Source organism: Streptomyces griseiscabiei, assembly GCF_020010925.1.
Taxonomy (GTDB): Bacteria; Actinomycetota; Actinomycetes; order Streptomycetales; family Streptomycetaceae; genus Streptomyces; species Streptomyces griseiscabiei.
The window spans coordinates 440830-453509 of sequence record NZ_JAGJBZ010000002.1 but is presented as its reverse complement, the minus strand read 5'-3'; the positions used below and the strand labels follow the sequence as shown (position 1 = coordinate 453509).

The window sequence follows — 12680 nt, the reverse complement described above, 5'->3', positions numbered from 1 at the left end:
TCACGTTCCGCGCGCCCGCTGGTAGAGGCCCGTGGCGAGCAGGACGCCGCCGACGCACATCATCACCACGCCGACCTTGGTCAGGGTGACGACCGGGACCGTCACCCCCTCGGTGAAGAGCCACAGCACCAGGCCGGTGACGAAGGTGGCGGCCCCTTCCAGCAGGTTCCTCGTCGCCCGGCCGGACGCCCTGTCCCTCGCGGCGCTCATCGTCCGATCCTCTCCTTCGCGTAGCCGGAGTCCCGGTCCTCGCCCCGCGGGGCGTCCGGCTCCTTCTTCGGCCAGATCGTGTAGGCGAGGGCGACCAGGCCGTGGATACCGGCGGCCCGGAGGGCGACCCACTGGAACGACCTCAGCGAATCGACGTTCCCGTCGTCGCCGACGTACCAGACGGCCAGTTGCAGCAGAGCCAGTGCCACCCCGGTCGCCACCAGCGTCCGGGTCCACAGCTTCCCCTCGTGCCGGGCGCGGGCCAGGCCGTACTTCGGCGGGCCCTGCGGCTTGGGCCCGCCGGCCAGGCGGTGGGCCGCGTGGCCGTCCAGCCACGTGATCATGTAGTGGCCGTACCCCACGGTGAAGCCGATGTAGAGGGCCGCCACCCCGTGCTCCCAGCTCGGCTCGGCGCCGTTCTTCAGGTCGATCGCGGTCACCACGAACAGCACCAGTTCCAGCACGGGCTCGCAGAGCAGCAGGACGACACTGGCCCGGCGCTTGTTCAGCAGATAGCGGACGGCCAGGGCCAGCGCCAGCAGCACCCAGAAGCCGACCTCACAGGCGATGATCAACGCGACGATCACGACGCACTCCTTTCGGTCACCCTTCCAGGCTCCCGGCCGCCGCCGCCCGTTTCGTCGTCGGCGGTGACGAAGTCGCGGTACATCGAACGATGCAGTCCAGGACCGTTCGCGGGGATCAGGCGGCGGGGGCGCGCGGCGTGTTGGATGGAGGACATGGCCGTACGACTGCCCCGCCCCCACCGCTTCGACCTGTACGCCGCCCTCGCCGGACTCCTCGGGGGTCTGCTGCTGTGGAGCCTCGGCCTCGCGACCCGCCCCGCCGACGATGCGCTCGTACTGCTCGGCGGGCAGTGGTGGATCCTGCTCCCGCTCGTGGTGACCGCCGTATGCGAGACCCTGCGCCGCGCCATGCCGCGCACGGCCCTGCTCGTCGGCTGGGCCGCGCTGACGCTGGACACCATCACCCAGGGCAATCTGCTCACCCTGCTGATGTTCACCGACCTGGTGTACGCGGCCGTGCTGTACGGCCGGCCTTCCACGGCCCGCCGGGTCCCCTGGATCGCCGGGCTGATGACGGTGGCCGGCACCGTCGTCCCGCTCGCGGTGTGGCAGCGGCCCGAGGCCCTGCTCATCGGGGTGGTCATCGGACTGGTCGGCTTCACCCCCGCCGCCACCGGCTGGATCGTCCGCGACCACCGCGACGCCGCCGAGGCCGCCCGGCTGCGCGCCGAACAGACCGCCCTGCTCGCGGAGATGGACCGCGCCCAGGCCGTCGTATCCGAACGGGCGCGCATGGCACGGGAGTTGCACGACATGGTCGCCAACCACCTCTCGGCCATCGCGATCCACTCCACGGCCGCGCTCTCCCTCGACGACCCGGACACCTCCAAGGAGGCCCTCGGGGTCATCCGGGAGAACAGCGTCGAGGGGCTCGCCGAGATGCGCCGGCTGATCGGCATCCTGCGCGATTCGAGCGACGACACCGAGCCGTCCGCCGCGCCCACCCTCGACGGGCTCGGCGCGCTCGTGGACGCCGCCCGCACCAACGGGCTCGACGTCACCCTCGACGCCGACCACGGCGCCACCCTCCCGGCCCCCGTCGAACTGGCGGCCTACCGCATCGTCCAGGAGTCGCTGACCAACGCCCTGAAGCACGCCTGCCCCGGCCGGGTCACCGTCGCGCTGCGGCAGACCGACGGCACCCTGGGCATCGCCGTGACCAGCCCGTACGGCGACCGGAACGTGCCGAGCGCGCCCGGTTCCGGTGCCGGCCTGATCGGGATGCGGGAGCGGGTCGCCCTGCTGGGCGGCACCTTCGAGGCGGGCCCCGAGAGCGCGGGAGACGCCAAGATCTGGAGGGTCGGCGCCGCCCTCCCCGTCACCGAAAGAGAACCCACGTGAGAGGAGAACCCGCATGATCCGTGTGCTCGTCGCCGAGGACCAGTCCGCCGTACGGGCCGGACTGGTGCTCATCCTGCGCAGCGCGCCGGACATCGAGGTGGTCGGCGAGGCGGCGGACGGGGAGCGTGCGGTGGCGCTCGCCCGGGAGCTGCGGCCGGACCTGGTGCTGATGGACGTACAGATGCCGCGTCTGGACGGGGTGTCGGCGACCCGTCAGGTCGTCGCGGAGGGGCTGGCCGACGTCCTCGTGCTGACCACCTTCGACCTCGACGAGTATGTGTTCGGGGCGCTGCGGGCCGGCGCCTCGGGGTTCCTGCTGAAGAACACGGAGGCGAGGGACCTCATCGAGGCGGTACGGGCGGTGGGGCGCGGCGAGGGGCTGATCGCCCCGGCGGTCACCCGGCGGCTGATCGCCGAGTTCGCCGCCAAGCCCGTACGCGAGCCCACGGTCGATCCGGTGGTCCTCGACTCGCTGACCCGGCGGGAGCGGGAGGTCCTCTCCTGTCTGGGCGAGGGGCTGTCGAACGCGGAGATCGCCGGGCGGCTCCGGATGGCCGAGGCGACGGTGAAGACACACGTCAGCCGGTTGCTGGGGAAGCTCGATCTGCGGAGCCGGGTGCAAGCGGCCGTGCTGGCGCAGGAGTTGGGGGTCTGACGGCGGCGGGCTCCGCCGGGGTGTCATGAGCGGGCGCACTGGTCCAGACCCATTGACCTATGGTCCAGACCTTTCTATTCTCAGCCGCACTGCGCCACGTCATGCTCATGCTCACGACACCCCACAAGGAGGCGCACATGCGCTTCAGGCAACGAGCCACAGCGGGTCTCGCCACCCTTCTCCTCCCCCTCGCCGGCCTCGTCGGTCTCGCCACCCCCGCCCAGGCCGCCACGCAGGCGACCGCCACCTACGCCAAGCCCCAGGACTGGGGCTCCGGCTTCGAGGGCAAGTGGACCGTCAAGAACACCGGGACGACCACGATCAGTTCCTGGACCGTCGAGTGGGACTTCCCCTCCGGCACGTCCGTGACCTCCGCCTGGGACGCGGACGTCACCTCCTCCGGCACCCACTGGACCGCCAAGAACAAGTCCTGGAACGGCACCCTCGCACCGGGCGCCTCCGTCTCCTTCGGTTTCAACGGGAGCGGCTCAGGCTCCCCTTCGAACTGCAAGCTGAACGGCGGCAGCTGTGACGGCGGCCCGTCCGTCCCCGGCGACGCGGCCCCCTCCGCCCCCGGCACCCCGACCACCTCGAACGTCACCAACACCTCGGTGAAGCTCAACTGGTCGGCGGCCACCGACGACAAGGGCGTCAAGAACTACGACGTCCTGCGCGGCGGCACCAAGGTCGCCACCGTCACCGGCACCACCTACACCGACACCGGTCTGAGCGCCGGCACCGACTACTCGTACACCGTCCAGGCCCGCGACACCGCCGACCAGACCGGGCCGGTCAGCGGCGCGGCCTCGGTGCGGACCACGGGCGGCGGCACCGACCCGAACCCCGGCGCGAAGATCAACCTCGGCTACTTCACCGAGTGGGGCGTCTACGGCCGCAACTACCACGTCAAGAACCTGGTGACCTCGGGCTCGGCATCCAAGATCACCCACATCAACTACGCCTTCGGCAACGTCAAGAACGGCCAGTGCACGGTCGACGACACCTTCGCCGCCTACGACAAGGCCTACACCGCCGACCAGTCCGTCAGCGGCACCGCCGACACCTGGGACCAGCCGCTGCGCGGCAACTTCAACCAGCTCCGCCAGCTCAAGGCCAAGTACCCGCACATCAAGGTGCTGTACTCCTTCGGCGGCTGGACCTACTCCGGCGGCTTCGGCCAGGCCGCGCAGAACCCGGCCGCCTTCGCCAAGTCCTGCAAGGCCGTGGTCGAGGACCCGCGCTGGGCGGACGTCTTCGACGGCATCGACATCGACTGGGAGTACCCGAACGCCTGCGGTCTGACCTGCGACACCAGCGGACCGGCGGCCTTCAGGAACCTGATGTCCGCGCTGCGCACCGAGTTCGGCTCGAACTACCTGGTCACCGCCGCGATCACCGCCGACGGCTCCTCCGGCGGCAAGATCGACGCGGCCGACTACGGCGGCGCCGCGACCCATCTGAACTGGTACAACGTGATGACGTACGACTACTTCGGCGCCTTCGACGCGGACGGCCCGACCGCCCCGCACTCGCCGCTCACCTCGTACCCGGGCATCCCGGCGGCGGGCTTCAACTCCGCCGACGCCATCGCCAAGCTGAAGTCGAAGGGCGTCCCCGGCTCGAAGCTGCTGCTCGGCATCGGCTTCTACGGCCGCGGCTGGACCGGGGTCACCCAGTCCGCCCCCGGCGGCACGGCGACCGGCGCGGCACCCGGCACGTACGAGGCCGGCATCGAGGACTACAAGATCCTGAAGAACTCCTGCCCCGCCAACGGCACCGTCGGCGGCACGGCGTACGCGCACTGCGGCAACCAGTGGTGGTCCTACGACACCCCGGCCACCATCGGCTCCAAGATGACCTGGGCCAAGAACCAGGGCCTCGGCGGCGCCTTCTTCTGGGAGTTCAGCGGCGACACAGGCAACGGGGAGCTGGTGAGCGCGATCAGTAACGGGCTGAAGTAGCCCACGACAAGAAACGACTAGGCAACATTGACGCGCTGACCGGGCGGGGCTGCCTCCAGCCACGCGAGGAAACCGGTCAGCGCGTCCTCGCTCATCGCCAGTTCCAGCCGGGTCCCGCGGTGCTGACACGCGAGGATCACGGCGTCGGAGAGAAGCGCCAGCTCCTCCTCGCCCTCGGGGGTGCGGCGCCCGGCCACCTCGATCGCCGAGCGCTCCAGCACCCGGCGGGGGCGGATCGAGTACGAGAAGACGCGGTACCACTCGATACGGTCGCCGTTGTAGCGGGCGACCCCGTACCCCCAGCCCTTGCCGTTCTCGTCGCTGCCGGGTTTCTCCGGGGCGTCCCAGCGCAGGGAACAGTCGAAGGTGCCACCGGAGCGCTGGATCAGCCGCCGGCGCAGTCCGAAGACGAAGAGCCCCACCACCACGAGCGCGATCACCGACCCGCACACAGCCAGAGCGAGGACCATCGACACCGACCTCCTCGTCTCCCAGGTAACGCGCCTGCTAGGTAATGGAACGTAAAAAACACCCATATTTGCCTCAGCCGCGGCTGGGTCGGGATGAGGACATCCCGACCCAGCCGCGGCTGAGGTACAGCATCACACGACGTCCGCGCTCAGCGCGCACCCGCCGTACGCAGTCGTACATCCGCGCGGCGCTCGGCGGCGGCGTCGCCCTCCGCCTTCGCGCGCTCCAGCTCTCGCTCCGCGCCCTGGACGTCGATCTCGTCGGCCAGCTCGGCGACCTCGGCCAGCAGGGACAGCTTGTTGTCCGCGAACGAGATGAAACCGCCGTGCACAGCGACGACGACGGTGCCGCCGTCACTGGTACGGATGGTCACCGGGCCCGACTCCAGCACACCGAGCAGCGGCTGGTGACCGGGCATGACGCCGATGTCGCCGGACGTGGTACGGGCGACGACCAGGGTGGCCTGGCCGGACCAGACCTCTCGGTCGGCCGCGACCAGCGCGACGTGCAGCTCAGCAGCCAAGGTGGCTCCTCGGGTCACCACCCGGCGCCTCGGCCGGGTGTTGGGTCAATTCTAGTGGGAGTACAGAGAGGGGCGGGACGCACCCCATGAGGTGTGGTCTCGCCCCCCACTGTTCACAAGTCGCCGGGCGTCAGCTGACGCCGAGCTCCTTCGCGTTCTTCTTCAGGTCCTCGATACCACCGCACAGGAAGAAGGCCTGCTCGGGGAAGTGGTCGTACTCGCCGTCGATGATCGCGTTGAACGCGGTGATCGACTCGTCCAGCGGGACGTCCGACCCGTCGACGCCGGTGAACTGCTTGGCGACGTGGGTGTTCTGGGACAGGAAGCGCTCGACGCGACGGGCACGGTGGACGGTGAGCTTGTCCTCCTCGCCCAGCTCGTCGATACCGAGGATCGCGATGATGTCCTGGAGGTCCTTGTACTTCTGGAGGACCGTCTTGACGCGCATCGCGGTGTTGTAGTGGTCCGCCGCGATGTAGCGGGGGTCCAGGATGCGGGACGTGGAGTCCAGCGGGTCCACGGCCGGGTAGATGCCCTTCTCGGAGATCGGACGGGAGAGAACCGTCGTCGCGTCGAGGTGGGCGAAGGTGGTGGCCGGGGCCGGGTCGGTCAGGTCGTCCGCGGGGACGTAGATCGCCTGCATCGAGGTGATCGAGTGACCACGGGTCGAGGTGATGCGCTCCTGGAGGAGACCCATCTCGTCGGCCAGGTTCGGCTGGTAGCCCACCGCGGAGGGCATACGGCCGAGCAGGGTCGACACCTCGGAACCGGCCTGGGTGAAGCGGAAGATGTTGTCGATGAAGAACAGCACGTCCTGCTTCTGCACATCGCGGAAGTACTCCGCCATGGTCAGACCGGCGAGGGCCACGCGCAGACGGGTGCCCGGGGGCTCGTCCATCTGACCGAAGACCAGCGCGGTCTTGTCGATGACGCCCGAGTCGGCCATCTCCTCGATGAGGTCGTTGCCCTCACGGGTGCGCTCACCGACACCGGCGAACACGGAGACACCGTCGTGGTTGTTGGCGACGCGGTAGATCATCTCCTGGATGAGCACCGTCTTGCCGACGCCGGCACCACCGAACAGACCGATCTTTCCACCCTTGACGTACGGGGTGAGAAGGTCGATGACCTTGACGCCGGTCTCGAACATCTCGGTCTTCGACTCGAGCTCGTCGAAGTTCGGGGCCTTGCGGTGGATGCCCCAGCGCTCGCCCGTGTACTTCTCGTCGGTGTTCAGCACCTCACCGAGGGTGTTGAACACCTTGCCCTTGGTGAAGTCGCCGACGGGGACGGTGATGGAGGCACCGGTGTCGGTGACCGGGGCCTGGCGGACCAGACCGTCGGTGGGCTGCATGGAGATGGTGCGGACCAGGCCGTCACCCAGGTGCTGGGCGACCTCCAGGGTCAGCGTCTTCTTGGCGCCGTCCTCGGCCGGGTCGGCGACCTCGACGTGAAGGGCGTTGTAGATGTCGGGCATGGCGTCGACGGGGAATTCCACGTCGACGACCGGGCCGATGACCCGGGCGACGCGGCCCGTGGCAGCGGCCGTCTCAACTGTCGTCGTCATTACCTGTCACTCCCCGCGTTCGCGTCGGCCAGGGCTGCGGAGCCACCGACGATCTCGCTGATTTCCTGGGTGATTTCGGCCTGGCGGGCCGCGTTGGCAAGGCGGGAGAGCGTGTTGATCAGCTCGCCCGCGTTGTCGGTGGCCGACTTCATCGCGCGGCGGGTGGCGGCGTGCTTGGAAGCGGCCGACTGAAGCATCGCGTTGTAGATACGGCTCTCGACATAGCGCGGCAGCAGGGCGTCGAGGACGTCCTCCGCCGACGGCTCGAAGTCGTACAGCGGAAGGATCTCGCCCTTGGGCGTCGCCTCCGCCGCCACCTCTTCGAGGCTGAGCGGCAGCAACCGGTCGTCGAGCGCCGACTGCGTCATCATCGAGACGAACTCGGTGAAGACGATGTGGAGTTCGTCCACACCACCCTCGGCCGTGTCCTTCTCGATGGCCTCGATCAGCGGACCCGCGACCTTCTTCGCGTCCGCGTAGCTGGGCTCGTCGGTGAAGCCCGACCACGACTCCACGACCTTGCGCTCGCGGAAGTTGTAGTGGGCCAGACCGCGGCGGCCGACGATGTACGTGTCGACCTCCTTGCCCTCCGCCTCAAGACGCGCCGTCAACTTCTCGGCGGCCTTGATGGCGTTGGCGTTGAAGGCGCCGGCCAGTCCGCGGTCGCTCGTGAGGAGCAGCACCGCGGAACGGGTCGCCGTCTCCGCCTCCGTGGTCAGCGGGTGCTTGGTGTTCGAACCGGTACCGACCGCCGTGACCGCGCGGGTGAGCTCGGTCGCGTACGGCGTGGAGGCCGCCACCTTGCGCTGCGCCTTGACGACGCGCGAGGCGGCGATCATCTCCATCGCCTTGGTGATCTTCTTGGTCGCGGTGACGGATCGGATGCGACGCTTGTAGACCCGGAGCTGGGCTCCCATGAGTCAGGTCCCTTCCTTACGTCACTTGGAGACGTTGACGGCCGGGGCGTCCTCGCCGAGCAGCTTGCCGTCCGCGGTCTCGAACTGCTTCTTGAACTCGGCGATCGCGTCCGCGACGGCGGTCAGGGTGTCGTCCGACATCTTGCCGCCCTCCTTGATGGAGGTCATGAGGCCCTGCTCCTTGCGGTGCAGGTACTCCAGCAGCTCCTTCTCGAAGCGGCGGACGTCGGCGACGGGGACGTCGTCCATCTTGCCGGTGGTACCGGCCCACACGGAGACGACCTGGTCCTCGGTCGGCATCGGCTGGTACTGCGGCTGCTTGAGCAGCTCGACCAGACGCTGACCGCGCTCCAGCTGCGACTTCGACGCGGCGTCCAGGTCGGAACCGAAGGCGGCGAACGCCTCCAGCTCACGGTACTGGGCGAGGTCGAGGCGCAGACGGCCGGAGACCTGCTTCATCGCCTTGTGCTGCGCGGAACCACCGACTCGGGAGACGGAGATACCGACGTTCAGCGCGGGGCGCTGACCGGCGTTGAAGAGGTCCGACTCCAGGAAGCACTGGCCGTCGGTGATGGAGATGACGTTGGTCGGGATGAACGCCGAGACGTCGTTGGCCTTCGTCTCGACGATCGGCAGACCAGTCATCGAGCCCGCGCCCAGCTCGTCGGAGAGCTTCGCGCAGCGCTCGAGGAGACGGGAGTGCAGGTAGAAGACGTCACCCGGGTAGGCCTCACGGCCCGGCGGACGGCGCAGCAGCAGTGACACGGCGCGGTAGGCGTCGGCCTGCTTCGAGAGGTCGTCGAAGATGATGAGGACGTGCTTGCCCTCGTACATCCACTGCTGACCGATGGCCGAACCGGTGTACGGCGCCAGGTACTTGAAGCCGGCCGGGTCGGACGCCGGGGCGGCGACGATGGTCGTGTACTCCAGCGCGCCGGCCTCTTCGAGGGCGCCACGCACGGAGGCGATCGTCGAACCCTTCTGACCGATGGCGACGTACACGCAGCGGACCTGCTTGTTCACGTCACCGGAGCGCCAGTTGTCGCGCTGGTTGATGATCGTGTCGACGGCCAGGGCGGTCTTGCCGGTCTGACGGTCGCCGATGATCAGCTGACGCTGGCCGCGGCCGACCGGGGTCATGGCGTCGACGGCCTTGTAGCCGGTCTCCATCGGCTCGTGCACCGACTTACGGGCCATGACGCCGGGAGCCTGCAGCTCCAGGGCACGGCGGCCGGACGTCTCGATCTCGCCGAGGCCGTCGATCGGGTTGCCGAGCGGGTCGACGACGCGGCCGAGGTAGCCCTCGCCCACGGCGACCGACAGCACCTCGCCGGTACGGCTGACCGGCTGGCCCTCCTCGATACCGCTGAACTCACCGAGGACGATCGCGCCGATCTCGCGCTCTTCCAGGTTGAGCGCGAGGCCGAGGGTGCCGTCCTCGAACTTCAGCAGTTCGTTGGCCATGGCCGAGGGAAGACCCTCGACCTTCGCGATGCCGTCGCCGGCAAGCGTGACCGTACCGACCTCTTCGCGCGAGGCCGCGTCCGGCTGGTACGACTGGACGAAGTTCTCCAGCGCGTCCCGGATCTCCTCCGGCCGGATCGTGAGCTCCGCCATCTGGGTTCCCTGCTCTCCTTGTTGGGCCCGAAGTTTCACTTTGGGGGGATGGGGACTCCCCCCTGAAAGAGGTGAATCCTCTGCACGGCCCAACCGGGCCGCAGACATACGTACGTACTGCTATGAAGTTTGGTGCTAGCTCGCCAGGCGGCGGCCGGCGTCCTCGAGACGGTCCGCGATCGAGCCGTTGATCAGCTCGTCGCCGACCTGGACCCTGATCCCGCCGACGACGGCCGGGTCCACATCGAGGTTGAGGTGCATCGTGCGGCCGTAGAGCTTCGCCAGGGCGGCGCCGAGGCGGCGCTTCTGGGCGTCGCTCAGCGGAACCGCCGAGGTGACGACGGCGACCACACGGTCCCGGCGCTCCGCGGCGAGCTTGGACAGCGAGTCGAGTCCCGCTTCCAGGCTACGTCCACGCGGCGCGGTCACGAGGCGCGTCACCAGACGCTCGGTGGTGGCCCTGGCGCGGCCGCCGAGCAGGCTGCGCAGCAGCTCGCCCTTGGCGGAGGCACCGGCGGCACGGTCGGTCAGCGCGGCCCGCAGCTCGGTGTTCGAGGAGACGATCCGGCCGAACCGGAACAGCTCGTCCTCGACGTCGTCGAGCGCGCCCGACTGCTGCGCGGCGGTGAGGTCGGCGACATCGGCCAGCTGCTCCAGCGCGTCCACCAGGTCGCGGGGCTGCGACCAGCGGGAACGCACCAGGCCCGACACCAGGTCGGCGGTGGTCGCGCCGACCTGGCCGCCGAGGATGCGGCCGATCAGCTCGGCCTTGGCCTCGCCGGACTGCGCCGGGTCGGTGATGACCCGACGCAGCGACACCTCGCGGTCGAGCAGCGCGGTGACGGCGGCCAGCTCGTCGGCGAGGACCGTCGCGTCCACGGACGTGGAGTCCGTCAGCGCGTCGAGACGCTCACGGGCGGCTGCCAGGGCCTCGCGGCTCGCTCCGTTCATCGCGCGGCCTCGGCCTTCTCCTCGAGGTCGTCGAGGAAGCGGTCGATGACGCGGCTCTGCCGGGCGTGGTCCTCCAGGGACTCACCGACGAGCTTGCCGGCCAGGTCGGTGGCGAGCTTGCCCACGTCCTGACGCAGCGCCGAAGCGGCGGCCTTGCGGTCGATCTCGAGCTGCGAGTGACCGGCGGCGACGATCTCCTCGCGCTGCCGCTGGCCTTCCGCGCGCATCTCGGCGATGAGCGTGGCGCCCTGCTCCTGCGCCTCCTGGCGCAGCCGCGCGGCCTCGTGCCGAGCTTCGGCGAGCTGGGCCTTGTACTGCTCCAGCACGCTCTGGGCCTCGACCTTCATACGGTCGGCCTCTTCGATACCGCCCTCGATCGCGTCGCGGCGCTCTTCCAGAACCTTGTTGATGTTCGGGAGCGCCTTCTTCCAGAAGAAGAAGAACACGATGGCGAAGGCGATGGCGCCCACGAGCAGCTCGGGGCCCGGCGGGATGAGCGGGTTCTGCTCTTCCCCGGCCGCCAGCTGTACCAGGTTGGCGATCACATCAGTGCCTTTCGTTGAAAGGTTTGCTCGTCAGGGCTCGTCAGTTGTAGACGAACGGCATGACGATGCCGATGAGGGCGAGCGCCTCACAGAAGGCGAAGCCGAGGATCTGGTTGGCACGGATCAGACCGGCGGCCTCGGGCTGACGGGCCAGGGCCTGGGTGCCGTTGCCGAAGATGATGCCGACGCCGACGCCGGGGCCGATGGCGGCGAGGCCGTAGCCGACGGAACCGATGTTGCCTTCGAGGGCGGCGAGGGTCTCCATGGCAGCCATGCTGATTCTTCCTTCTCTTTCATGGACCGGCGGGGGTTGGCCACCGGACGTTCTGGGGGGCTTGTGAAGCGGCGGGGCTCAGTGGTGCTCGGCGAGCGCGCCCTGGATGTACGAGCAGGCGAGGAGCACGAAGACGTACGCCTGGACGGCCTGCACGAAGAGCTCGAAGAGGATCATGACGATGGTCATGACGAAGGAGACACCGGCCGCCGGGATCATCCAGCTGTTCAACAGGTACCAGGAGGCGACGGTGAACATGACCAGCATCAGGTGGCCGGCGAACATGTTGGCGAAGAGTCGCACCGCGTGCGTGAACGGGCGGACCAGCAGGTTCGAGAAGAACTCGATGACCACGACGAGCGGCAGCACCGGGCCGAGCGACTTGTCGTAGCCGGTGACGTTCTTGAAGAAGCCGACGAAGCCGTGCTTCTTGAAGGTCAGCGAGACCCAGACCACGTAGACGATCAGGGCGAGGACCATCGGGTAGGCGATGATCGACGACACCGGGAACTGGGCCAGCGGGATCACGGACCAGATGTTCATGAGCCAGATGAAGAAGAACAGCGAGACCATCAGCGGGACGTACTTCTCGCCCTCCTTCCGGCCCAGCGTCTCGTAGACGATGCCGCGGCGTACGAAGTCGTAGCCGGCCTCACCGATCATCTGCAGCTTGCCCGGTACCACCTTCGCCTTGCCGAAGGCGAGGGTGAAGAAGGTGATCACCAGGAGGGTGGTGATCAGGGCGAGCAGCATCACCTTGTTGAACTCGAACCCGCCGACCGTGGCGATCGGCTTGAAGAGGAACGAGTGCAGGCCCGGAGCCGGGAAGCCACAGCCGTTGTCGGACATGATCCGACAGCTCCAGTCAAAGGCGAGCTGGGTCTGGTCAGCACTCACCACGGGCTCCTTCGGCGTGACGCATGGGTACGGCAACCTCGTTGTGTCGGCGCGGCGCGCAGCCGCGGGTCGGCACTGGACTGGTGTTACGGATGTGGGGGCGGCTGGGGGGCATCAAGCCTCGCGATTGAGCAGGCGTCAGCTCAGATGCCCGCGCCCGCGAT

General features: G+C 68.8%; 14 protein-coding genes. 3 read left to right on the top strand and 11 right to left on the bottom strand.

What is annotated here, in order from left to right:
- Complete coding sequence (locus J8M51_RS19600; RefSeq protein ID WP_086760454.1) at nt 1–210, bottom strand: DUF5708 family protein; 210 nt, start codon at nt 208–210, stop codon at nt 1–3.
- Nucleotides 207–797, bottom strand: coding sequence for a hypothetical protein (locus J8M51_RS19595; RefSeq protein WP_086760452.1), 591 nt, complete (start codon nt 795–797; stop codon nt 207–209). Before J8M51_RS19595 ends, J8M51_RS19600 begins: the two co-directional genes overlap by 4 nt.
- Before the next feature lie 153 nt (nt 798–950).
- On the opposite strand from J8M51_RS19595, the gene J8M51_RS19590 reads away from it, so the two are divergent.
- The 3 genes from J8M51_RS19590 (at nt 951) to J8M51_RS19580 (ending at nt 4754) form a co-directional block, all read left to right on the top strand.
- On the top strand, nt 951–2138 hold the full coding sequence (locus J8M51_RS19590) for a sensor histidine kinase (RefSeq protein ID WP_086760475.1): 1188 nt from the start codon (nt 951–953) through the stop codon (nt 2136–2138).
- 13 nt (nt 2139–2151) lie between these two features.
- Nucleotides 2152–2793 (top strand): response regulator, encoded by a 642-nt coding sequence (locus tag J8M51_RS19585; protein WP_216588694.1) that lies wholly within the window; start codon nt 2152–2154, stop codon nt 2791–2793.
- Nucleotides 2794–2930: 137 nt separating this feature from the next.
- Complete coding sequence (locus J8M51_RS19580) at nt 2931–4754, top strand: glycoside hydrolase family 18 chitinase (protein ID WP_267299342.1); 1824 nt, start codon at nt 2931–2933, stop codon at nt 4752–4754.
- A gap of 17 nt (nt 4755–4771) precedes the next feature.
- Here the strand turns inward: J8M51_RS19580 and J8M51_RS19575 are convergent, their stop codons facing one another.
- The 9 genes from J8M51_RS19575 to atpB all read right to left on the bottom strand — a co-directional run bounded on the left by J8M51_RS19575 (nt 4772) and on the right by atpB (nt 12468).
- A complete protein-coding gene (locus J8M51_RS19575; protein ID WP_216588692.1) occupies nt 4772–5224 on the bottom strand; it encodes a DUF2550 domain-containing protein in 453 nt (150 codons plus the stop codon).
- A 149-nt stretch (nt 5225–5373) separates the two neighbouring features.
- On the bottom strand, nt 5374–5748 hold the full coding sequence (locus J8M51_RS19570) for a F0F1 ATP synthase subunit epsilon (protein WP_086757555.1): 375 nt from the start codon (nt 5746–5748) through the stop codon (nt 5374–5376).
- A gap of 130 nt (nt 5749–5878) precedes the next feature.
- Entirely contained in the window at nt 5879–7315 is a 1437-nt protein-coding gene (gene atpD, locus J8M51_RS19565) for a F0F1 ATP synthase subunit beta (RefSeq protein WP_059083623.1), read from the bottom strand.
- Nucleotides 7315–8232: a F0F1 ATP synthase subunit gamma gene (locus J8M51_RS19560; protein ID WP_086757557.1), complete on the bottom strand. Its 918-nt coding sequence runs from the start codon at nt 8230–8232 to the stop codon at nt 7315–7317. The genes atpD and J8M51_RS19560 overlap by 1 nt, the downstream gene beginning before the upstream one ends.
- 21 nt (nt 8233–8253) lie before the next feature.
- Nucleotides 8254–9849 (bottom strand): F0F1 ATP synthase subunit alpha, encoded by a 1596-nt coding sequence (gene atpA, locus J8M51_RS19555; RefSeq protein WP_086757559.1) that lies wholly within the window; start codon nt 9847–9849, stop codon nt 8254–8256.
- A 135-nt stretch (nt 9850–9984) separates the two neighbouring features.
- On the bottom strand, nt 9985–10800 hold the full coding sequence (locus J8M51_RS19550; RefSeq protein WP_086757561.1) for a F0F1 ATP synthase subunit delta: 816 nt from the start codon (nt 10798–10800) through the stop codon (nt 9985–9987).
- On the bottom strand, nt 10797–11345 hold the full coding sequence (locus tag J8M51_RS19545) for a F0F1 ATP synthase subunit B (RefSeq protein ID WP_086757563.1): 549 nt from the start codon (nt 11343–11345) through the stop codon (nt 10797–10799). Before J8M51_RS19545 ends, J8M51_RS19550 begins: the two co-directional genes overlap by 4 nt.
- A 40-nt stretch (nt 11346–11385) precedes the next feature.
- The gene (atpE, locus tag J8M51_RS19540) at nt 11386–11619 is read right to left on the bottom strand and encodes an ATP synthase F0 subunit C (RefSeq protein WP_013000660.1); all 234 of its coding nucleotides are present in this window, start codon (nt 11617–11619) and stop codon (nt 11386–11388) included.
- 78 nt (nt 11620–11697) lie between these two features.
- Complete coding sequence (gene atpB, locus J8M51_RS19535) at nt 11698–12468, bottom strand: F0F1 ATP synthase subunit A (protein WP_086757565.1); 771 nt, start codon at nt 12466–12468, stop codon at nt 11698–11700.
- Nucleotides 12469–12680: the final 212 nt, after the last annotated feature.

Excerpts from the sequence above, each read along its gene's own strand:
- J8M51_RS19600 (WP_086760454.1), bottom strand. The coding sequence starts at position 210 with ATGAGCGCCGCGAGGGACAGGGCGTCCGGCCGGGCGACGAGGAACCTG.
- J8M51_RS19590 (WP_086760475.1), top strand. The coding sequence starts at position 951 with ATGGCCGTACGACTGCCCCGCCCCCACCGCTTCGACCTGTACGCCGCC.
- J8M51_RS19585 (WP_216588694.1), top strand. The coding sequence starts at position 2,152 with ATGATCCGTGTGCTCGTCGCCGAGGACCAGTCCGCCGTACGGGCCGGA.
- J8M51_RS19580 (WP_267299342.1), top strand. The coding sequence starts at position 2,931 with ATGCGCTTCAGGCAACGAGCCACAGCGGGTCTCGCCACCCTTCTCCTC.
- J8M51_RS19575 (WP_216588692.1), bottom strand. The coding sequence starts at position 5,224 with ATGGTCCTCGCTCTGGCTGTGTGCGGGTCGGTGATCGCGCTCGTGGTG.
- atpD (WP_059083623.1), bottom strand. The coding sequence starts at position 7,315 with ATGACGACGACAGTTGAGACGGCCGCTGCCACGGGCCGCGTCGCCCGG.
- J8M51_RS19560 (WP_086757557.1), bottom strand. The coding sequence starts at position 8,232 with ATGGGAGCCCAGCTCCGGGTCTACAAGCGTCGCATCCGATCCGTCACC.
- atpA (WP_086757559.1), bottom strand. The coding sequence starts at position 9,849 with ATGGCGGAGCTCACGATCCGGCCGGAGGAGATCCGGGACGCGCTGGAG.
- J8M51_RS19550 (WP_086757561.1), bottom strand. The coding sequence starts at position 10,800 with ATGAACGGAGCGAGCCGCGAGGCCCTGGCAGCCGCCCGTGAGCGTCTC.
- atpE (WP_013000660.1), bottom strand. The coding sequence starts at position 11,619 with ATGGCTGCCATGGAGACCCTCGCCGCCCTCGAAGGCAACATCGGTTCC.
- atpB (WP_086757565.1), bottom strand. The coding sequence starts at position 12,468 with ATGTCCGACAACGGCTGTGGCTTCCCGGCTCCGGGCCTGCACTCGTTC.